The organism is Corynebacterium sp. HMSC062E11 (assembly GCF_001811845.1).
Classification (GTDB): domain Bacteria; phylum Actinomycetota; class Actinomycetes; order Mycobacteriales; family Mycobacteriaceae; genus Corynebacterium; species Corynebacterium hesseae.
Window position 1 is genome coordinate 68999 of record NZ_KV806831.1, and the last position, 19049, is coordinate 88047.

Consider the following 19049-nt stretch of genomic DNA (forward strand, 5'->3'; position numbering starts at 1 on the left):
ATCTCCCCTGTCCCAGCCGCGGAGACTCCCCTAGTTCTTCTCCAAAAATCCCTGCTCATCGGCGCTCAGATTGTGCGTCAACTGCTCCGCCAGGTCAGGATTGCGCTCAACCAATGCGGCGGCATCGGCATGCGTGCGCTCGATGATGTCCCTGTCATAAACAAGGTCGAGCAATTTGAGCGTGCGCTTCGTGCCGGATTGGAGTGTTCCTAAGATGTCGCCTTCGTGGCGTTGCGTGAGATCCAATTCGGCAAGGTCAAAGCCGGACGGCGTATCCGCAATGGCTTTGATGCGCCGAAAGGACTTGCTGTCTGGCTCGGCCAGCGTATGCAGCAAACACACGGATTCGTTTCCCCCGCGGCCCACGCGCCCGCGCAGCTGATGTAACTGCGAAACTCCAAAATTCTCCGATTCACGGATGAGCATGACGGTGGCGTTGGGCACATCGACGCCGACCTCGATGACCGTGGTGGCCACGAGGACGTCAATCTCCCCGCGGGCGAATCGCTCCATCACCTCATCCTTATCGGGCATCTTGCCGTGGAGCATCTCCACTCGAAGCCCGCGAAAAGGTAGGTTGCGCAATTGCAAAGACATGGTTTCCACCCCGCCCTCGCCTTCAATTCGCGGGCAGACGATATAGGCCTGGTGGCCTTTGCTCACCTCTTCGCGAATGCGCTCGATGGCGCGGCGCACCCATTCCGGTTTCCATTCAGGCACCACCGCGGAAAGGATGGGTTTGCGCCCACCGGGAAGCTCCTTGAGCGTCGAGACTGCCAGGTCACCGAAGACGGTCATGGCAATGGTGCGCGGAATGGGGGTTGCTGTCATCACCAGCACGTGCGGGCTGATGCCCTCACGCGTCTTGGTGCGCAGACTATCGCGCTGCTCCACGCCGAAACGGTGTTGCTCATCCACGATGACCAGGCCAAGATCGAAAAACTCTACGCTGTCCTGGATGATGGCGTGGGTGCCGATGACGATATCGGCCTCACCAGAAACAATCTCCAGCAGCGCCTTGCGCTTCTCCGCCGTCTTCATCGACCCTGTCAAGACCGTAACGGTGACACCATCCGGAACGCTGGCGCTTATCGACGCCCCATGCTGCGCCGCCAGCACCTCCGTCGGCGCCAGGAGCGCGGCCTGCTTGCCGGCGTCTACCGCTTGCAGCATGGCGCACGTGGCAACGAGCGTTTTCCCCGAACCCACCTCGCCTTGCAGCAGTCGCATCATGGGCGCGGTGCCGCAGAGATCAGCATCGATTTCGGCGATGACGCGGCGTTGGCCGTCGGTTAGCGCAAAGGGCAGCTCAGAAAGCAGCTCATCGCGGTAGCCCTCCAGAATGGCTGGCATTGGGGTTGCCGTGCGCGCCTTGACGTCGCGCTGACGAAGGGCCATGACCAATCCGATCGACAAGGCCTCGTTGTATTTCAGACGCTGGATGGCGCGTTCCGGCCCGCTGTCTCCCGGTTCGTGGATTTCGCGCACTGCCTGATCGAGCGTCACCATCATCCGATAGTCCAGCGGCTCCGGAATAGGCGGGGTGTGTTCGAGCACCTTGTGGATGGCACCCATGATGTACCACGACGTCACCTTCCCGCTGGCCGGGTAGACGGGGATCCATTCGCGTTGCAAGAAGGTGTCTAGTGAACCGAACTGAGAAAGCTTCTTGAGTGAGCCTGTCCCCTGCCCGGTTGCGCTATCCAGTAGGGACTCCTGATAGCGGCCGGGATCAAGGATGAGAAAGTCGGGGTGCTGCAGGCTGGGATATCCGCGAAAGTATTTCAGCTTGCCGGAGAGCATGACGCGCATACCTCGGCCCAGCACGCGCTGGACGTAGTGCGCGTTAAAGAAGGAGGCTTGGACTCCGTTATCCATGTAGAGGATAAACACCATGGCTTTAGAGGTGTGCTTGACGCGGGCCTCCTCAATGACGCCGGTGATGGTGACGTGATCTCCGTCCTCGGCACCGCCGAGGCCCACGTCCTTGTTGTGGCGGATATAGTCACGCGGATAATGGCTAAGCAGCTCCCCGCACGTGGTGTAGCCGAAGGCGCGCTTGAACGCCGCGGCATCCTTCTTTGCCAGTACTTCCGTCAGCGCCCGATCGTCTTGCCATCCCAGCATGGTCTACTCCACCCCGATCTCCGTGCGCAATCCGGGAACTCGAAGCACAACGACGTCGACACCAAGAATCTGCGTCAACTCTTCAGCATCGATGTCACAGCCGGACAACACAGTGATTTGTTCGCCCCCATAGGCCAACTGGGTGCGGCATGCCGCGATGATGCCGTCGAAGCTTTCTGTTTCCGGATGAGCCACCCGCATAGAACGCGCGGCATCGGACATAGCGGCCACTACTTCGGCCGAACGAGAGGGGTTGGGCGAATACACCGATAGCGCAGCGAGCCCGGCCACGATGGAGCCAGTTGGTATGACTGTCGCCCTGCCTGGATCCCCACCGCACCCGTTGGGCAGGAAAAGATCGCCTACCGCAGCATTCTCTAGATCCTCGCCGGGCCCAATTGCTCGCGCCCCAGCCTTCTCAAATAGCTCCCGTGCGGCACCTTCGGGCACCGCAGCAAAAATGCGCCGCTGCGGGCTCTCGCCCTCGCTGTGCTTCGTGGCGCACGCCCCCGCCTCTGCGGGCGGCAGCGCTTCGAGCCGCAGGTTGCTGACCTTTCCCAGGCCGTAAGCCTTTTCGATCACCGTGCCGGCCTCAGAACTATGGATGTGAACGCTGGCAGAGGTGTCCGTCGCCCGCGCGATGACAAGGCTATTGCCCAGCGGGGCCAAGGTTTGTTCAACCTCAGCGAGGTTTCCCTCGAAGAAGAAGACGGCTTCGATCTCTGCGAGCTCCTCAGGTTTCTCTGGCGCCGAAACGCTCAACGGCTGGTTGGCGGGTTCTTCACCGGTGACCTGTGCAAGCAGGCACTCCAGCAGAATCACGAAGCCGGTACCGCCGGCATCCACGACACCCGCCTCGCGCAGCGCGGGCAGTTGCGACGGAGTCTGCGCCAAGGCCTGCCGTGCGGCGTCTAACGCCGCAACCAGGATGCCGTGCAGCTGGGCACCGGGCTGCCCGGCGGCCTCACTGGCAGCGGCCGCTGCAGCGCGCAAAACGGTGATGATGGTGCCTTCTACTGGGGCGGCAAGCGCGCGATCGACCAACGTGACAGCCAGCGTCAAAGCATCAGCGAGGACCGCGCCATCCACGCGCGAGTCCGTTGTGGCATCGGCAACGCCACGCAGCACCTGCGAGAGCACCATCCCCGAGTTGCCGCGGGCACCGCGCACCGAGCCGATGGCCAATGCTTCGGCGACGTCCGCCTCACCCTTATCGGCCTCCGCCAAGGCGGACTCCATGGTGTGCGCCATGTTGGATCCCGTGTCCGAATCGGGCACCGGGAAAACGTTGAGGGCATTGATTTCAGCGCGGCGGCGCTGCAGCTCCTCCACGGTTCGTGCGGCCCACTCGTGCAAGCCACGAGCATCCAACTCGGCGGGATATGACATGGTGGCTAGTTTACAAGCGCCAGTCCACCGCGGGGACGCCACGGGCCTCTAAGGCCGCGTTTGCGCGGGAGAAAGGGCGCGAGCCGAAGAAGCCACGCCGCGCTGACAGCGGCGAGGGATGCGGGGAAATAATGCAGTCCGTGCCCGGTAGGAAGGCCTGGCAGGACTGGGCGTCGCGGCCCCACAGGATGGCCACGATATCGCGCCCTGCCAGCGCCCTAATGGCTGCCTCGGTAATCGCCTCCCACCCGAGCCGGCGGTGCGAGCCCGCCTGGCCCGGGGCCACGGTGAGTACCCGGTTGAGCAGTAGCACGCCCTGGTCAAACCAGGCCCGCAGGTCACCATCGGCGCGGCCGGGGATGCCGAGGTCGGCGCCAAGCTCGGCGTAGATATTCTTCAGCGAACGCGGGGCCGGAACACCCGGCCGCGTGGAAAAGGACAAGCCCATGGCATGCCCCGGTGTGGGATAGGGATCCTGGCCCACGATGAGCACCCGCACGTCCTCGAGGGGCATCGACAGGGCGGCAAAGACGTCCTCGGCCGGCGGCAAGAACGCTGCCCCAATCTCACGCTCGATGCGTGGGAGGTTGTCCTCCAAGGCCTGCCTGATGTGCGGCATCCACGAATAGTGGATGTGAGAAGTATCGATGTGGCTCACGCAAATCCCTCCCAGCCCTCGCTATAGCGAGGTTCCTCTCCGTCAATGGTCACGCCGGTGCCGCGCATCACTCGGCCAATTTCCCGGAACCCGGAGGGGGCAGCCTTAAACGTCGTAGCCAACAGCGTGTGGTCCTCCCCACCCGCCAAGACCCACTCCCAAGGGTCGATGCCGAGCACCGCACCGGCGGCGGCCACAAGCGGATCGGGAGCAATGGCGCCGCGGTCAAAATCGATGCGCACCCCGGAGCGCTCAGCCAAGTGCCCCACATCGCGCACGAGACCATCCGAGTTATCCGTCATCGCGGTCGAGCCGGTTGCCCGAGCGATGACGCCGCGCCCGGGTGCGAGGGTGGGCGCGCAGTGGGCGTCGATCAACGGCCAGAGCTCGTCCAGCTCCGGGGGCAGCGCGCGGCCATAACGTTGCAAGAGGGCCAAGCCCGCCCCGGAATACCCAATCTTGCCGTGCGCCACTAGCTTCTGGCCCGCACGCGCACCATCCAGAGTCAACGGTGCGCCGCTTCCGCCCAAAGAGCCCATCGCTGTGACGTTGATGACCAGGCTGTCGCTGCGGGTCAAATCACCGCCGACCAGCTCAGCGTTGTACACCGCGCAGCGCTCAGCAATGCCTTGCGCTATCCCACGCACGAAATCCACCGGGGTATCGCCCGGGGCGGCGATCGCCAGAAGCGCTGCAGTGGGCCGAGCCCCCATTGCCTCAATATCGGCAAAGTTGCGCACGATGGCCTTGTGACCGACTTCCGCGGCGGTGGACCAGTCCCGCCGAAAATGCCGGCCCTCCACCATCATGTCCGTCGAGGCCACAGTGCGCGAATTAGGCGCCGCCGGATAAAGCACCGCGGCATCATCGCCGTTGAGTGCACTCGGCGCTGCGGTGACGATTTCATGGATAACGTGCCGTTCGCCGGCTTGGTCGAGGGTATGGGATAAACCCACCGTCACGGACTCCTTTTCCTTGCGCAGATGGCGCACCATTCTGGCACGCCTTCAACGTTCGTTCTTCTTGGGCTATCAGCGATAGGATAAGCCCCTATGGATACCCAATTTAACCGCACCGCTATATACATCTCACTCGGGATTGCCATCGCGATGGTCTTCGCGGTGATTTTTGGGGCAAAGTACGTCATCACCAGCGCCGCGCAACAGCCGGTCGCGCTGCCTCCCACTCCGTCTGAAGCAGCGGACTCCCCCGAATGCGCCGCTGTCGTCGACTCTCTGCCGGAAAAGCTCATGGGATACTCACGGGTCGAACTCGTCGACCCAGCCCCGGCGGGTGCCGCAGCCTGGACGAAGAGCTCGGAGGACAAAGTAACCCTGCGCTGTGGCGTTGACCTGCCGCAGCAGTTTACGGATTATTCCCAGACCATCGAGGCCGACGGCGAATCCTGGTTGCAGGTCATTGACGCCACCCCCGGCTCGAACCTCACGACGTGGTACAGCACCCAGCGCACTCCTGCGGTCGCCGTGACTACGTCTACAGGCGACGCACATTCCGACGCCCCGCAAGGGCTAACAGAAGCCCTCAACAAACTAGATAAAAAGCCTCAAGACCCCAATCCGGCACCGCTATCCAAACTCAAGGCAGGTCCGGATTCCATGTGCCCCGCGCTGGACAAGGCTCTGCCAGACTCACTCGCGGAGGGCTATACGCGCCGCACGGATGCTGGCGCTAAGAACACCTGGGTCTACAGCGCGCCGGGCCATGAGGAAATAGTCGTGCGCTGCGGTGTCGCCGCTCCGGAGAACTACCGCGCGGGCGTTCAGCTCCAGCAGGTTAACGACGTCCCTTGGTTCGAGGACACCACGCTGGCGGAAGGCACCACGGCCGGCACGTGGTTCGCGCTCGGCCGCGCGGAGGACCTCGCGCTGTCTGCCCCGCAAGAAGCGGCGAACTCGGCACTGGTGCGGCTTAGCGACGCCCTCGTTGAAGCCACCCCCGCTCAGTAGGTGTCGCGGCCTCTTTCTTCACCACCTTCCTTTCGCGCACTGCTCAGGGACTAGGAACGCGCGAGAGCGGTCTGGATGAGAGTATCGAGCAGCTCGGCGTAACCCACTCCCACGGCGGCGAAGACCTGCGGGTACATCGAAATCGGCGTGAATCCAGGGAAGGTATTGATCTCGTTGATGCAATAAGAGTCTTCGCTAACGAAGAAATCCACGCGCGACAGCCCCGTTGCGCCCAGCGCCCGGAAGGCCTCGATGGCGCGCTGACGCAGCTCGTCGATGAGCTCCGCGCTCAGCGGCGCAGGAATCGCCGCCGACACTCCCTCATCGATGTACTTGGCGTCGAAGTCATAAAAGCCTTCCTCCGACTCGGTGGTCCCCAAAAGCTTGGCCGGAACAGAGGCTTGCAGGCTTCCGTCCGGGTGCTCGAGGACGCCCACCTCAACCTCGTCTCCGCGGATCTCTGGCTCGACTAGGACCTTGTCATCGGACTCATAAGCCAGGGCCAGCGCCGCGTCAAAATCTTCCCACGCGGAAACCTTGGAGACACCGATGGAGGAACCGCCCCGCGCCGGCTTCACGAAGACAGGCAAACCAAGGCGCTCTTTCTGAGCATCATTCAGCGTATCTCCACCGCTAAGCACTTCTTGGGGTGCGACGGGAAGACCTTCGGCCACCAGGAGCTTCTTGGTGAACTCCTTGTCCATACCCACCGCAGAGGCCAGTACGCCCGCGCCGACGTAGGGGATTCCGGAAAGCTCAAAAAGGCCCTGCACCGTGCCATCTTCCCCATAGGGTCCATGGAGAACTGGAACGATGACATCCACCTCTGTGTAGTGCTCGTGGCGGGTGACATTGTGGATGCGCCCGCGTGTTGCGGGGTTGAGGGATAGCGCCAACTCATCGTGGAGTTCCACCTCAGGCAGGCGCCCATCGACGATGGCAAGGCCCGCGCGGTTGCCCTGGGTCCAGGTGCCTTCCCGCGTGATACCGATCGGCACGACCTCATACTTTTCTGGATCTAGGTGCTCCATGATCGCGCCGGCGGAAATGCATGACACCGAGTGCTCGGAGCTGCGGCCGCCGTACACAACGGCTACGCGCACAGGTTTCGCTTCAGTCATACCGAGCAACTTTACTCGGCTTTACTCAGCTTTCTTGGTACGACCCATCAGAGCGACGATCATGTCGTCGACAGTCACGCCACGGTGACACACTCCATAGACCGCCTGGGTAATGGGCATCTCCACGCCCGCGCGCTGCGCCAACCTAAAAATGGAATCGGAAGAGATAACGCCTTCCGCGACCTGCCCGTTGGTAGCCGCGGTAGCTTCCTCCAGAGTCCCGCCCTGGCCAAGGCGGTAGCCAAAGGTACGGTTGCGCGAGAGCGTCGAGCTGCACGTCGCCACAAGGTCACCCATTCCAGCTAGACCAGAGAAGGTAAATGGATCCGCGCCCAGTTTCACACCAAGGCGGGTAATCTCAGCAAGCCCGCGCGTGATAATGGTCGCCATCGTGTTATTGCCCAACCCCTTGCCAGCGGCCATACCACACGCAAGAGCAATAACGTTCTTGCAGGCGCCACCAATTTCTGCGCCGATAACATCGGTGTTGGTATAGGGGCGGAAATATGGAGCGGCAGCTGCATGCTGGACGGCCTCCGCGCGGGCAGCATCGCTGCAGGCAATAACCGTAGCGGCCGGCTGTTCCTGGGCCACCTCCTTGGCCAAGTTGGGCCCGGAGAGCACGGCAATGCGGTCAGTGGATACGCCGGCGGCATCCGCGATGACCTCGCTCATCAAGTTAAGCGTAGCTTTCTCCACGCCCTTCGAGATTGAGACCAATGTAGCGTCCTCCGGCAAGAGCGGCGCCCATTTCTCCAGGTTTCCGCGAAGGGTCTGAGAAGGAACGCCGAAGATGACGATGTCTGCGGCTTCCAAAGCAGCGGCGGGTTCGGTGGTTGCCCGGATCGACTCAGGCAGTGAGAGCTCCGGGAGATAGTCCGGGTTTTCGTGGCGCGTGTTGATGGTGTTTGCCAGTTCCTCGCGGCGCGCCCACAAGCGGACGTCATTGCCGGCGTCAGCAAAGACTTTCGCCAGCGTGGTTCCCCACGAACCCGCGCCCATTACTGCCACGTTTGCCATGTGCCACCTCACAATCAATTCCACTGCATCGACTTTTCCCATTAAAGCACGCCCGGCATTGAAATACGTTCGGCGCGTAAAGCTGCATCGTGGCGGAGAGTGGAGGAAGATGGAGAAGGTCACAAGCTACAGGCACAAAGGAGCAGCATGCCCAAGGCAAAGAACATGCATGAGACGGATAAAGATATCCGATCGGAGGTCTTCATCTCTGGTCGCCACCAGGAGATCCCTGTCGATCCGGCGGATGAGTTCAAGCGGACGACGCTTGCCGCTGGTGCGGTTCTCTGGCGTGGGGATCCGCACGATCCGGAGGTTGCTATCATCCACCGCCCGCACTACGACGATTGGTCGCTGCCTAAGGGCAAGGTCGATCCGGGCGAATCCCTTCCCGTCACCGCCGCGCGCGAGATCTTCGAGGAAACCGGCTACACCGTGCGCCTGGGCAAGCTCATTGGCAAGGTGGCTTATCCCGTTCAAGGACGCACGAAGGTTGTCTACTACTGGCTGGCACGTGTACTCGACGGCGAATACACCACGAATTCGGAGACCGATGAGCTGCGTTGGATGACAATCGACGAGGCCTGCACGCTGCTCTCCTATGACGTTGATACGCAGGTGCTGGCGAAGGCCAAGAAGCGCCTCCGCCTGGCTCCGACGACGCGTGTGCTGTATGTACGCCATGCACGTGCTCACCAGCGCCGCTCCTGGGAGGGCGATGATGACCTGCGCCCGCTGGATAAGAAAGGCCGCCGCCAAGCAGAGATGCTCGTGCCGATGCTCACGCCTTTTCACCCGACCGCGATTTACAGCGCCCCGCCGCAGCGCTGCCAGCACACCGCCGCACCGTTGGCGGATGAGCTCGGCATGGACATCGCTGTGAACAAAGCATTCGGTGACGATGTGTTTGCTGAATCCCCTGAAGACGCCCGCGCGGCCTTCCAGCGCGTTGTTGACGGCGGCGGTGTCCCCGTCATCGTGAGCCAGGGACTAACCATTCCGGGGATTATCGAATCCTTCGCGCCGAAGTTCATCACGACTCCCATCGACGAGCTCAAGTTCAAGAAGGCTTCGGTGTGGGTGCTCTCCTTCAACGACGGTGAACTTACCGGCGCAGACTACCTCGCTAGCCCGCTGCCCGTGCGATAAGCACTACATCGCCACTTCACTAGGTACCTTTCGCCGCCCTGCTGCTCTATTCCCACCGCACAGCAGGGCGGCGCTGCATAGCGCGGGTAAACAGGACCATCCCCAAAGCCCAGATCGGGTAGGCGGCAAGGAAGCCGACAATGGGGATAAATATGACAAAGCTCGTGATGAGGGAACAGACCAGAATAAAGAGCAGGGATTGACCCAGGTTCTCAATGACCAAGTTCAAAGCCTCCCGGAAGCACTCCATGAGAGGCTTATCCGGGGCATCAGCCTTGATTACAGGCGCTGGCCACAGAAGCGCAAAGAGAATCAGTCCGGGGAAGCCGCCCGCAATTGTTCCGAGCATTGCCAAAATAAAGAAGCAAGCATAGACGCCGGCGCAACCATTCAGCTGGGCAAACCTAAAGTAGTCACGGAAGGTGACCTTCTCCCCATCAGCGATCTTCCGGGAGCCATTAAAGAGGTTCGCCATCAGCCAGAAAAGATAAGCGAAGGCGGCTAGCCCCATGACAACCATGAGAGGGATCCCCACGGTAGTCGCTAAAGGCTCGATGTCCGTGCCATTTCCTTCCATTACTGCGAATACACCGCCTACAACGGTTCCCGGCACAAGAAGAAGAGCAAACGTGATAATGAGATGCACCAGCATGGCTAGCATCCCTGGCACCGGTTGCTTTAAGTAACCCTTGAATGACTGGCCCAGAATATCCATGGCGTCAATGGGCGGCGCTCCTGCCCCGCCGGGTGGGTTGCCAGGCGCGGCGCCGGGCTGGTGGTACCCGTAGCTTCCCGTCTGCTGGTACCCGTAGCTTCCCGTCTGCTGGTAGCCGTAGCCGTTGGGTTGCTGGTAGCCGTAACTCCCGGATTGTTGATAGTCGTAGCCACCGGGCTGGTGATAGTCGTAGCCACCGTACCCGGTGGTGCCGCCGAATTGATTGCCGTTCTCTCCGCTAAAGCCGTCAAAAGGATTAGTCATGCTGAGGATGTTAACGACGCTATGTGCACTGCGCCACAGGAGGCGGGGAATACTACCCCACCGGTGCCGCCTCCGCTAAGACGCAAGGACGCGCGGTTTGAATCCCGGGCGATTGGATTCAAAGGCATCGATATCGTCCTCGTTACGCAAGGTCAGGCCGATGTCGTCGAGCCCCTCCATAAGGCGCCAACGGGTGTAGTCATCGATATCGAAGGTATAGCTATTGCCGCCCACGGTAACCGTGCGCGCCTCCAAGTCGACGGTGGTTTCGGTCTCCCCGGCCTCTAGCTGCTTCCAGATAAGCTCAATGTCTTCTTGTTCCATGAGTCCCGTCAGCAAGCCCGCTTTACCGGAGTTGCCGCGGAAGATATCTGCGAAGCGCGAGGAGAACACCGCCTTGAAGCCGAATTCCGCAAGCGCCCACACCGCATGCTCACGGGAAGAACCGGTACCAAAGTCCGGGCCTGCGAAGAGCACGGAGCCCTCTTTAAACGGTTCTTGGTTGAGCACGAAGTTCTTATCGCTGCGCCAATTGGAGAACAGGCCGTCGGCAAAGCCGGTGCGCTTCACGGATTTCAGGTAACGCGCGGGAATAATCTGGTCGGTGTCCACATTGGAGACACGCAGCGGAACGCCGACGCCCGTGTGAGTAATAAACTTCTCCATTGTCTTTTTCCTTTCCTTAAGCGCCGGCGAAAGCGGAATCGTCGATGTCTGCTGGTGCGGCCAGGTGGCCCAGAACGGCAGTTGCCGCAGCGACGGCCGGGGACACCAGGTGGGTGCGGCCACCAGGGCCCTGACGGCCCTCAAAGTTGCGGTTGCTTGTCGACGCCGACCTCTCCCCCGGCTTCAGCTGGTCCGGGTTCATGCCCAAGCACATCGAGCAGCCAGCGGTGCGCCACTCGGCGCCGAAGTCGGTGAAGATCTTGTCCAGCCCTTCCTCCTCAGCCTGGGCCTTGACCACGGCCGAAGACGGAACCACCATCATGCGGGTATCAGCCGCGATGCTGCGCCCCTTGACCACTTCGGCGGCCGCGCGCAGATCCTCGATGCGCGCGTTCGTGCACGATCCAAGGAAGACCGTGTCGATCTGGATATCGCGCAGCGGCGTGCCGGGTTTCAGGTCCATGTAGGCCAAGGCCTTCTCGACGGCGGCTTTTTCGCCGTCGTCGCCGCACTCCTCTGGGTCGGGCACCGCAGCGCTCAATGGCAAGCCCTGTCCCGGGTTAGTACCCCAAGTCACGAAAGGCGTCAGCGCGGAGCCGTCGATCTCCACGACGGTGTCGAATTCGGCGCCGTCGTCAGTCGGCAGCGTCTTCCAGTACTCGACGGCCGCGTCCCAATCTTCTCCTTGGGGTGCGAACTCACGGCCCTTGACGTACTCAAAAGTGGTCTCATCCGGAGCCACCATGCCGGCGCGGGCACCGGCCTCGATGGACATATTGCAGATGGTCATGCGGGCTTCCATCGACATCTTGCGAATGGCCTCACCGCGGTACTCGATGATGTGGCCTTGGCCGCCGCCGGTGCCAATCTTGGCAATGATCGCCAAAATCAAATCCTTGGCGGAAACGTCCTCCGCCAGCTCACCGCTGACCTCGATGGCCATTGTTTTAAAGGGCTTAAGTGAAAGTGTCTGGGTGGCCATGACGTGCTCCACCTCAGAGGTACCGATGCCCATGGCAATAGAACCGAAGGCGCCGTGCGTCGACGTGTGCGAGTCACCGCACACGATGGTCATGCCGGGCTGGGTAATGCCCAGCTGAGGACCCACTGTGTGAACGATGCCCTGTTGCGCATCACCCATCGAATGCAGGCGCACGCCGAACTCTTCACAGTTCTTGCGCAGCGTGGACACCTGCGTGCGGGAGACCTCATCCTTGATTTCTAAAAGGTTGCCGGACTTAATACCCACGGTCGGAACGTTATGGTCCTCAGTGGCCAGGTGCAGCTCTGGGTGGCGCATCCTACGACCGGCCAGGCGAAGACCATCGAAAGCCTGCGGGCTGGTAACTTCATGCAAGAGCTGGAAGTCAATATAAAGGAGATCGGGCTCACCGTTCTCACCTTTACGCACGACATGGTCGCGCCATACCTTCTCTGCGAGTGTCAGTTTCTCAGTCATGTGCCTCTCCACTTGAAATCTCAATTAATGGGACGTAGATTTCATTATATGGGAGAGTATAGCGCAGTATCAGGAATTAAGGTATTGGATCGCGCAGTAGCCATCATGATGGCCGCGACCAATCAACCTTCTACGCTCAACGAGCTTTGCGAGACCACCGGACTGCCTCGGGCAACGGCACACCGTCTCGCCACAGCGCTCGAGGCGCACCGAATCCTCACCCGCACCCCCGATGGAAAGTGGGGCGCTGGGCCAGCCCTACCCGGCAACCGTGATCGCATAATCGAAACCGCAGGCCCCATTATGGAGGAGCTTCTCGACGCCACCGGTGAGTCCGTCCAGCTTTACGAACTCTCCGGCACCACGCGCACGTGCATCGCCACGCGTGAGCCGGAGATCGGACTCCACAACGTGGTGCCCGTAGGCCGCCAGCTTCCACTCACCTCCGGTTCCGCCGCCCGCGTCTTCGCCGCCTTTGCTGATGTCCATGTTCCCGATGCCATCTTTAGTGAGCACGATGTCGAGCTCGCGCGCACCAACGGCTACTCCGAATCCATCGAAGAGCGCGAGTCAGACCTCGCTTCCGTTTCCGCCCCCGTCTTCGACGGCGCAGGAAACTTCATCGCCGTCCTTTCCGTCTCCGGTTCCGCCGAACGCTTCCGCCCTTCCCCGGCAGAAAAGTTCGCAGATGTCCTGGTTAGCGCATCCAACCGCTTAAGTGCCGCACTCTCCAATGGCACGCCACGCGACGGCCACCGCTAAGACAACCCGCTAAGAACTGGCCACTTAGCGCAGCGCAATGCAGCGCAGAGGAGTCTAAAGCCTCGAGGCTGCGTTCCTAAATACCGAGACCGAAATACATCGCAAGGCCGCGCAGCCCTTCCGGTCCCGCGCTACTCGTCGAGGACAATGCCTCACCTGTTTCTTGGGCCACCCGGACTGGATTTCCTGGCTCCCGGTTGGGGCGGCGCGGCACCCAACCCTGGTGTGGCAGGCGCGCTAGCTCATCCGCATGTGGCATGCGCGCATAATTTGAGAAAGTAACTGTCCGGCCACCCCGATTAGCCTGGGTGATCCCCTGGTAAATGCCCACAACGCCCGGCTGCCCTGGGACGGACACTGCTCCACCGCTATCCCCAGGCGCCAGCGACACATCGGCCGCATAGTTCATGCCCGGAAAGACACCCGGCCCCTTCACCGCGGTGCCACACTGACGCGACGCGGCCTGTCCGTCGAAGCACACCGTTGAGCCTTCACCAGGCACCGGTGCCATGCCATCCCCGGTGAGCGGGTTGCCTGCCGAATAGGTTCCGCCGGCGAATTGAATATAGGCCAAGTCATGCCCCGCTGCCCCCGAGGGCGTGAACCAACGCAACGTTCCTAGGTGCTGGCCTGCTTCGTTATACACTTGTTCGCCATTTAAGCCACAGTGCGCCGAGGTCCACGCCCGATTAGCCTCGACGTAACCAACAGTGCACAACGCGCCATCAGAAGCCGCGATCTTTTGTCCTTGCCGAACCGGCACCCCCTCAGCAGCGGTCGCGGGGGCGGCGAGAGCAAAGGCCAGCGAGCATGCGCCAGCCATGAATACAAAGCCTGGTAAGACACGGGAAAAGCGAAGTTGCGGAGACCTTTTCATCATCACCCCACTCTAGCCTGGGCTTGGCCAATTCTCCCTTCACGCCCCGCGTTCAGCTCCGGCGATACCCCCACCCCCCGCTATTGAAAGTGTATTGGAAACGCGCTTTACTAACATTGACAGCTACTGAAAATGTAGTGAAAATCCCCGACCTCCAGGAGGAGCCATGACCCACACCATCCACGACGAGCACACCCACGTCCACGGCGAAGGCTGCGGCCACGTCGCCTTCCCGCACGGCGATCACACCGACTACGTACACGACGGCCACATTCATCGCGAGCATGAAGGCCACTGGGACGAGTGCGAAGCATCCGAGCACACCGTTCACGAGGCCCACGAACACGAGCACGGCGAGGGCTGCGGGCACGTCGCTATTCCCCATGGCGACCACGTGGACTACCTGCATGATGGTCACCGCCACGCGGCACATGACGGCCACTGGGATTGCCACTAAGAGCTACCCCGATTCTGTTTATTGAGCTGCCCAATCTGAGTGCACGTCACTGTGATTGGGCAGCTTTCCCCGTTTTCCCCAGCGCATCGCCACACATCTCGTTAGGGTGGGCTTTATGACTTCCACGCGCGCCCACCGTCCCATCGCAGCTTTAGCAGCCATAATCACCGCCGGTGTTCTAACAGTCGGATGTTCCACGTCATCCGAGATGGCAGCGCCGTCGAGGACGGACGCGGCATCGGGTGAGCCAACGTTTGAGAACACTTACCCGGCATTTCAGCCGCTTAACGATGACGCTGAGCTTCACGTTCCGAACACTGTCGACGAGGCAGCCCCCGACGGCCCTGAACCAACCTTGCCGGACAACGCTAGCGATCAGCCTGCGGACCAGGCTCAACAGCCGGATACTCAAGCGCAGGACATACAAGGAGCCCAAGCTGCCCAACCAGCCACAGGCCAACACCAGACTTCTCCGACTGCACAGACAGCCACGTATAACAGCCTTTCTGAACAACTCCCCGAGGGCGACGCCAACGGCGCGTCAGTCAACGTTTACGGCACGCCTGCCACTGTGTGCCAGATGGGCGATGGCTATAACATCGCTTTCGTCATGGCCGGTGCGAACACCAGTTGCGATTTCGCCCGTTCCACAGCAGGCCGCTTGATGACCTTGGCGCCAGGCTCTAAAGACGACCTCCGGTCCTTCATCCCCGGACAGGTCACCGTCAACAGCCCCATTACCCAACAGAACTATTCACTGACATGCCAAACCGATGAGCACGAGGTCATTCGCTGCACCGGCGGCAATAACGCCGAGGTCCTCATCGTCTAGTCTTTAGCCCAAAGCGAAAAGGTGGCGAGCATCATGCTCGCCACCTTTTATTTTTGTACCCCGTACGGGATTTGAACCCGTGTTACCGGCGTGAGAGGCCGGCGTCCTAGGCCGCTAGACGAACGGGGCTCGTTTAGCTGTCCGTTGCGGACTTGCTAAACACTATAGGATCGGCGAAAGAATGCACAAATCGGCAGCTAGTATGGCTTTTTACACAAAGAAAATCCCGAACCTCGTTGCCGCTTTCGACTGCGATGAAATCATTGACTCTCAGGGCCCGGGCGCGGATCGAATCAGTGGTTATTCCGCTGGCGTGCCGTTGGCAGCTGGGGCCGGAGCACTCGTTAGTCATCGCTAGAGGTTCGGGAGAACACGTGCGCTAACAGCATGTGGTGCAAGGCTCCTACTTCGCTCGAATGTTGGCTTTAAGAAGTTGTGGATTATGGCGATGCCGCCTCGTATTATCTGCTAGAGTCGCGTCGGCGATAGTGATGATTATCAGCTTCCGCCATCCGCTCTCCTTTCTGTCGGGAATGCCTTATACCTGCAGTGTATGACCGCCAAAGGCATAGCGGAAGGGATTAGACCAATTGGCCACTGGTATACCCCCTGGTAACTTTCTCAAGTCCGCTTGCACTTGGACTTTTAACCCTCCGGTAAGGGGCACAACCACACCACTCCTTGATTACAACAGCCCTCACCCCCTTACTTGCACTTAATGCAAGTGATACACTTGCATTAGATGCAAACAAAGGAGTCAGGCCATGAACGATGAACTCAAGATCATTCAAGACGCCCAACAGCGGACCGCCTGGACACAAAGCTGGTGGGCGGTGGCACTTGTAGCGCTCGGTATCGGTAGCAGTCTTGCGCTATCCAAGGTGTCCTGGTGGTACACACTCGCAATCCTGATACCGACGTTCATTCTCGGTTTCCTCCTCAAGGACAAAATCGCGAACCCTTTTGTTCGCCCCAACCCCAACAAGGGGCCGAGGAACGATCGCGCGACATGGTCACGAGTAGTCCTCCCCCTCGCCATGATCATGTCTACTACACCGACCCCCAACACGTGGCCGTGGATGATCTCCTGCGGGGTCATAGTTACTGGCTCGACAGCCTGGATGCTTTACGAGAACAGTAACTCCGCCGTAAAGGGCATCAATGTCTAGGAAAGCATCTCACCAGCCCCCTGAGCTAGACCCAGTCATCCACCCCATCAATCGGCTCAAGATCTGCGCCACACTCTTCTCCGCCGGCGCCACCGAAGGACGGCAGATGAAGTACGGTCAACTCGCCGAGCTTACGGAACTCCCCGCCGATACGCTCTCCAAGCAACTAAAGCACCTCGAAGACCACAGCTACGTAAGCCGCACGCGGGAGTACGGCTCTACGCGCGCCAAGGACACCGTGTGGGTCACGCTCACCGAAACCGGCGCAGACGCCTACACACGGCACGTTCTAGCCCTCAAAGCAATGACAGAAGGCCTATAAGCCTCCAGACCAATAAGTCGGGCTAGGATTATGGCCGATGAAAGAAAAAGAGTGGCAAGCGCGTTATGCTTGCCACTCTTTAAGTGGTACCCCGTACGGGATTTGAACCCGTGTTACCGGCGTGAGAGGCCGGCGTCCTAGGCCGCTAGACGAACGGGGCATAGAACCGTGACCGCTGACTGCAAAGTGCCGCTGCACTTTGCGCAGTTATCACTGCTGGCCTACCAGGACTCGAACCTAGAATGACGGTACCAGAAACCGTTGTGTTGCCAATTACACCATAGGCCACTATCGCGTTGAGCTTGCTTGGGGTTAACCCCTCGCCGCTCGCTGCAACGGTTTATTACTATATCCAGCACCACCGATACACACAAATCGCCAGGCCAGATAGCATTTTCGGGACATTAAGAACGATTCTTAATGCCCCGAAATTACAGGCCTGTGAGACTAGCGCTTGAGACTACTCAGCGCTCCACGGAGTCACGGCCAGAGCTGCCTTAAGGCGAGCCAGCGTGGACTCCTTGCCCAGCAGCTCCATGGACTCGAACAGCGGCGGGGAAACCTGCTGTCCCGAGACCGCGACACGCAGGGCGCCGTAGGCCTTGCGGGGCTTGAGACCGAGGTCGTCGATAAGTGCGCCAGAGAGAACCTTTTCAATCTCTTCGGTCTTCCACTCCCCGAGCTCCTCCAACTTGGCAATGGAGACCTCGAGAGGCTGAACAGCCTCCTCCTTGAGGTTCTTCTTGGCCGCCTTGGCGTCGAGCTCCAGCTCAGCGTCCGGCGTGGTCAGGAAGGACATAAGCCCGTAAGCGTCAGACAGCGTCTTAATGCGGGTCTGCACCAGGTCGGCGGCGAAGGCGAACTTGTCTTCCGGGTAATCCGCAGGGAAGTCGGTGTACTCGGTGAGGTAATCCCGCAGGCGCTGGGCAAAGTCAGCCGGCTCAAGCAAACGAATGTGGTCGGCGTTGATGGCTTCCAACTTCTTCTGGTCGAAACGGGCGGGGTTGCCCAGCACGTCGTGCACGTCGAAGTTGGCAATGAGCTCATCGACGGAGAAGATGTCCTTGTCCGCGGAAAGGGACCAGCCCAGCAGGGACAGGTAGTTGAGCATTCCCTCCGGGATGATACCCGCATCGCGGTGGTTGAACAGGTTGGACTGCGGATCGCGCTTGGACAGCTTCTTGTTGCCCTCACCCATCACGAACGGCAGGTGGCCGAACTCCGGGGTCTGCTTGGCAATGCCCAACTCAATGAGCGCCTCGTAGAGGGCGAGCTGGCGCGGAGTGGAAGACAGCAGATCTTCGCCGCGCAACACGTGGGTAACCCCCATGAGCGCGTCATCGACGGGGTTAACCAACGTGTAGAGCGGTGCGCCATTGGAGCGGGCCACCACATAATCCGGCTGGGTCTCCGACTTAAAAGTCAGCTCTCCACGCACCAGGTCATTCCACGTCCAGTCCTTGTCCGGCATGCGAAGGCGCCACACCGGCTTGCGGCCTTCCGCCTCGAAGGCATCGATCTGCTCCTGAGTGAGGTCGCGGTCAAAGTTGTCGTAGCCAAGCTGCGGGTCGCGTCCGGCTGCCTTGTGGCGCGCCTGCACTTCTTCATTGGTGGAATAAGCCGGGTAGACATAGCCGCCATCCTTGAGCTTCTGCAGGACATCGGCATAAATATCCATGCGCTGCGACTGACGGTACGGCTCGTCCGGACCACCCACATTGACGCCTTCATCCCAGCCCAAGCCGAGCCAGTTCAGCGAATCAATGATGGCCTGGAAGGACTCCTCGGAGTCACGAGCGGCATCGGTGTCCTCGATGCGGAAGATGAGCTTGCCGCCGGTGTGGCGGGCATAGGCCCAGTTGAACAGCGCCGTGCGGACCATGCCCACGTGGGGCGTTCCTGTGGGCGACGGGCAAAAACGTACGCGGACGTCGGAAGTTGTTTCAGTCATGTCAACCATCGTAGTTCAGCGCTGAGTTACGGCACCGCCCGCCCCACTTGGGGGTAATTGAACCCGGTTTCCACTAAGCGTGAACTGGGTTTTCGATCCAGACTAAACGGAATTGATTTCCATTCCCTATAGTGAAATTCTCTCGAC

At 60.5% G+C, this 19049-nt stretch carries 19 protein-coding genes and 3 tRNA genes; 8 read left to right on the top strand and 14 right to left on the bottom strand.

Annotated elements, in window-relative coordinates; genetic code table 11:
• Positions 1-30: 30 nt before the first annotated feature.
• Genes HMPREF2822_RS10305 through HMPREF2822_RS10320 form a run of 4 tightly spaced genes read right to left on the bottom strand, consistent with a single transcriptional unit; the run spans position 31 to position 5169 of the window.
• The gene (locus HMPREF2822_RS10305) at positions 31-2127 is read right to left on the bottom strand and encodes an ATP-dependent DNA helicase RecG (RefSeq protein WP_070524361.1); all 2097 of its coding nucleotides are present in this window, start codon (positions 2125-2127) and stop codon (positions 31-33) included.
• Positions 2128-2130: 3 nt separating this feature from the next.
• Complete coding sequence (locus HMPREF2822_RS10310; RefSeq protein WP_070524363.1) at positions 2131-3516, bottom strand: DAK2 domain-containing protein; 1386 nt, start codon at positions 3514-3516, stop codon at positions 2131-2133.
• Between the two features lie 10 nt (positions 3517-3526).
• On the bottom strand, positions 3527-4135 hold the full coding sequence (locus HMPREF2822_RS10315; RefSeq protein ID WP_209167807.1) for a uracil-DNA glycosylase: 609 nt from the start codon (positions 4133-4135) through the stop codon (positions 3527-3529).
• Positions 4136-4170: 35 nt separating this feature from the next.
• Complete coding sequence (locus HMPREF2822_RS10320) at positions 4171-5169, bottom strand: thiamine-phosphate kinase (RefSeq protein WP_070524368.1); 999 nt, start codon at positions 5167-5169, stop codon at positions 4171-4173.
• Positions 5170-5226: 57 nt separating this feature from the next.
• Here HMPREF2822_RS10320 and HMPREF2822_RS10325 point away from each other — a divergent pair, with 57 nt between their 5' ends.
• Positions 5227-6141: a DUF3515 domain-containing protein gene (locus HMPREF2822_RS10325; protein ID WP_070524370.1), complete on the top strand. Its 915-nt coding sequence runs from the start codon at positions 5227-5229 to the stop codon at positions 6139-6141.
• 50 nt (positions 6142-6191) lie between these two features.
• Here HMPREF2822_RS10325 and HMPREF2822_RS10330 read toward each other — a convergent pair whose 3' ends face one another.
• Both HMPREF2822_RS10330 and HMPREF2822_RS10335 read right to left on the bottom strand, forming a co-directional pair.
• On the bottom strand, positions 6192-7262 hold the full coding sequence (locus tag HMPREF2822_RS10330; protein WP_070524372.1) for a D-alanine--D-alanine ligase family protein: 1071 nt from the start codon (positions 7260-7262) through the stop codon (positions 6192-6194).
• Between the two features lie 21 nt (positions 7263-7283).
• Positions 7284-8282 (bottom strand): NAD(P)H-dependent glycerol-3-phosphate dehydrogenase, encoded by a 999-nt coding sequence (locus HMPREF2822_RS10335; protein ID WP_070524374.1) that lies wholly within the window; start codon positions 8280-8282, stop codon positions 7284-7286.
• Positions 8283-8429: 147 nt separating this feature from the next.
• On the opposite strand from HMPREF2822_RS10335, the gene HMPREF2822_RS10340 reads away from it, so the two are divergent.
• On the top strand, positions 8430-9428 hold the full coding sequence (locus HMPREF2822_RS10340) for an NUDIX hydrolase (protein ID WP_070524377.1): 999 nt from the start codon (positions 8430-8432) through the stop codon (positions 9426-9428).
• 46 nt (positions 9429-9474) lie between these two features.
• On the opposite strand, the gene HMPREF2822_RS10345 is transcribed toward HMPREF2822_RS10340, so the two are convergent.
• The 3 genes from HMPREF2822_RS10345 to leuC form a co-directional block, all read right to left on the bottom strand.
• Positions 9475-10407, bottom strand: coding sequence for an EI24 domain-containing protein (locus HMPREF2822_RS10345; protein ID WP_070524379.1), 933 nt, complete (start codon positions 10405-10407; stop codon positions 9475-9477).
• Between the two features lie 75 nt (positions 10408-10482).
• Positions 10483-11073 (bottom strand): 3-isopropylmalate dehydratase small subunit, encoded by a 591-nt coding sequence (gene leuD / locus HMPREF2822_RS10350; RefSeq protein ID WP_070524381.1) that lies wholly within the window; start codon positions 11071-11073, stop codon positions 10483-10485.
• A gap of 16 nt (positions 11074-11089) precedes the next feature.
• Positions 11090-12532, bottom strand: a complete 1443-nt coding sequence (gene leuC / locus HMPREF2822_RS10355) for a 3-isopropylmalate dehydratase large subunit (protein WP_070524383.1) — start codon at positions 12530-12532, stop codon at positions 11090-11092.
• Between the two features lie 48 nt (positions 12533-12580).
• Here leuC and HMPREF2822_RS10360 point away from each other — a divergent pair, with 48 nt between their 5' ends.
• A complete protein-coding gene (locus tag HMPREF2822_RS10360) occupies positions 12581-13294 on the top strand; it encodes an IclR family transcriptional regulator (RefSeq protein ID WP_070524385.1) in 714 nt (237 codons plus the stop codon).
• A 76-nt stretch (positions 13295-13370) separates the two neighbouring features.
• Here the strand turns inward: HMPREF2822_RS10360 and HMPREF2822_RS10365 are convergent, their stop codons facing one another.
• The gene (locus tag HMPREF2822_RS10365; protein ID WP_232755678.1) at positions 13371-14117 is read right to left on the bottom strand and encodes a S1 family peptidase; all 747 of its coding nucleotides are present in this window, start codon (positions 14115-14117) and stop codon (positions 13371-13373) included.
• A gap of 220 nt (positions 14118-14337) precedes the next feature.
• On the opposite strand from HMPREF2822_RS10365, the gene HMPREF2822_RS10370 reads away from it, so the two are divergent.
• Complete coding sequence (locus HMPREF2822_RS10370) at positions 14338-14628, top strand: hypothetical protein (protein WP_070524389.1); 291 nt, start codon at positions 14338-14340, stop codon at positions 14626-14628.
• 115 nt (positions 14629-14743) lie between these two features.
• Positions 14744-15460: a hypothetical protein gene (locus HMPREF2822_RS10375; protein ID WP_232755680.1), complete on the top strand. Its 717-nt coding sequence runs from the start codon at positions 14744-14746 to the stop codon at positions 15458-15460.
• A gap of 56 nt (positions 15461-15516) precedes the next feature.
• Here the strand turns inward: HMPREF2822_RS10375 and HMPREF2822_RS10380 are convergent.
• Positions 15517-15589: transfer RNA gene (locus tag HMPREF2822_RS10380), tRNA-Glu, on the bottom strand.
• Positions 15590-15662: 73 nt separating this feature from the next.
• Between HMPREF2822_RS10380 and HMPREF2822_RS13365 the strand changes: the two genes are divergently transcribed.
• From HMPREF2822_RS13365 to HMPREF2822_RS10390, 3 genes are all read left to right on the top strand, one after another.
• The gene (locus HMPREF2822_RS13365) at positions 15663-15818 is read left to right on the top strand and encodes a hypothetical protein (protein ID WP_154761985.1); all 156 of its coding nucleotides are present in this window, start codon (positions 15663-15665) and stop codon (positions 15816-15818) included.
• 406 nt (positions 15819-16224) lie between these two features.
• Positions 16225-16629, top strand: coding sequence for a hypothetical protein (locus HMPREF2822_RS10385; protein WP_070524393.1), 405 nt, complete (start codon positions 16225-16227; stop codon positions 16627-16629).
• On the top strand, positions 16622-16951 hold the full coding sequence (locus HMPREF2822_RS10390) for a transcriptional regulator (protein WP_070524394.1): 330 nt from the start codon (positions 16622-16624) through the stop codon (positions 16949-16951). The genes HMPREF2822_RS10385 and HMPREF2822_RS10390 overlap by 8 nt, the downstream gene beginning before the upstream one ends.
• An 84-nt stretch (positions 16952-17035) precedes the next feature.
• Here HMPREF2822_RS10390 and HMPREF2822_RS10395 read toward each other — a convergent pair.
• The 3 genes from HMPREF2822_RS10395 to gltX all read right to left on the bottom strand — a co-directional run bounded on the left by HMPREF2822_RS10395 (position 17036) and on the right by gltX (position 18911).
• A tRNA-Glu gene (locus HMPREF2822_RS10395) sits at positions 17036-17111 on the bottom strand.
• Positions 17112-17167: 56 nt separating this feature from the next.
• Positions 17168-17239 (bottom strand) — tRNA-Gln (locus HMPREF2822_RS10400).
• A gap of 172 nt (positions 17240-17411) precedes the next feature.
• Complete coding sequence (gene gltX, locus HMPREF2822_RS10405; protein ID WP_083306845.1) at positions 17412-18911, bottom strand: glutamate--tRNA ligase; 1500 nt, start codon at positions 18909-18911, stop codon at positions 17412-17414.
• Positions 18912-19049: the final 138 nt, after the last annotated feature.

Excerpts from the sequence above, each read along its gene's own strand:
- HMPREF2822_RS10360 (WP_070524385.1), top strand. The coding sequence starts at position 12,581 with ATGGGAGAGTATAGCGCAGTATCAGGAATTAAGGTATTGGATCGCGCA.
- HMPREF2822_RS10320 (WP_070524368.1), bottom strand. The coding sequence starts at position 5,169 with ATGGTGCGCCATCTGCGCAAGGAAAAGGAGTCCGTGACGGTGGGTTTA.
- HMPREF2822_RS10375 (WP_232755680.1), top strand. The coding sequence starts at position 14,744 with ATGACTTCCACGCGCGCCCACCGTCCCATCGCAGCTTTAGCAGCCATA.
- HMPREF2822_RS10335 (WP_070524374.1), bottom strand. The coding sequence starts at position 8,282 with ATGGCAAACGTGGCAGTAATGGGCGCGGGTTCGTGGGGAACCACGCTG.
- HMPREF2822_RS13365 (WP_154761985.1), top strand. The coding sequence starts at position 15,663 with ATGGCTTTTTACACAAAGAAAATCCCGAACCTCGTTGCCGCTTTCGAC.
- HMPREF2822_RS10385 (WP_070524393.1), top strand. The coding sequence starts at position 16,225 with ATGAACGATGAACTCAAGATCATTCAAGACGCCCAACAGCGGACCGCC.
- HMPREF2822_RS10390 (WP_070524394.1), top strand. The coding sequence starts at position 16,622 with ATGTCTAGGAAAGCATCTCACCAGCCCCCTGAGCTAGACCCAGTCATC.
- HMPREF2822_RS10330 (WP_070524372.1), bottom strand. The coding sequence starts at position 7,262 with ATGACTGAAGCGAAACCTGTGCGCGTAGCCGTTGTGTACGGCGGCCGC.
- HMPREF2822_RS10315 (WP_209167807.1), bottom strand. The coding sequence starts at position 4,135 with ATGCCGCACATCAGGCAGGCCTTGGAGGACAACCTCCCACGCATCGAG.
- HMPREF2822_RS10365 (WP_232755678.1), bottom strand. The coding sequence starts at position 14,117 with ATGGCTGGCGCATGCTCGCTGGCCTTTGCTCTCGCCGCCCCCGCGACC.
- HMPREF2822_RS10325 (WP_070524370.1), top strand. The coding sequence starts at position 5,227 with ATGGATACCCAATTTAACCGCACCGCTATATACATCTCACTCGGGATT.
- leuD (WP_070524381.1), bottom strand. The coding sequence starts at position 11,073 with ATGGAGAAGTTTATTACTCACACGGGCGTCGGCGTTCCGCTGCGTGTC.
- leuC (WP_070524383.1), bottom strand. The coding sequence starts at position 12,532 with ATGACTGAGAAACTGACACTCGCAGAGAAGGTATGGCGCGACCATGTC.
- HMPREF2822_RS10340 (WP_070524377.1), top strand. The coding sequence starts at position 8,430 with ATGCCCAAGGCAAAGAACATGCATGAGACGGATAAAGATATCCGATCG.
- gltX (WP_083306845.1), bottom strand. The coding sequence starts at position 18,911 with ATGGTTGACATGACTGAAACAACTTCCGACGTCCGCGTACGTTTTTGC.
- HMPREF2822_RS10345 (WP_070524379.1), bottom strand. The coding sequence starts at position 10,407 with ATGACTAATCCTTTTGACGGCTTTAGCGGAGAGAACGGCAATCAATTC.
- HMPREF2822_RS10310 (WP_070524363.1), bottom strand. The coding sequence starts at position 3,516 with ATGTCATATCCCGCCGAGTTGGATGCTCGTGGCTTGCACGAGTGGGCC.
- HMPREF2822_RS10370 (WP_070524389.1), top strand. The coding sequence starts at position 14,338 with ATGACCCACACCATCCACGACGAGCACACCCACGTCCACGGCGAAGGC.
- HMPREF2822_RS10305 (WP_070524361.1), bottom strand. The coding sequence starts at position 2,127 with ATGCTGGGATGGCAAGACGATCGGGCGCTGACGGAAGTACTGGCAAAG.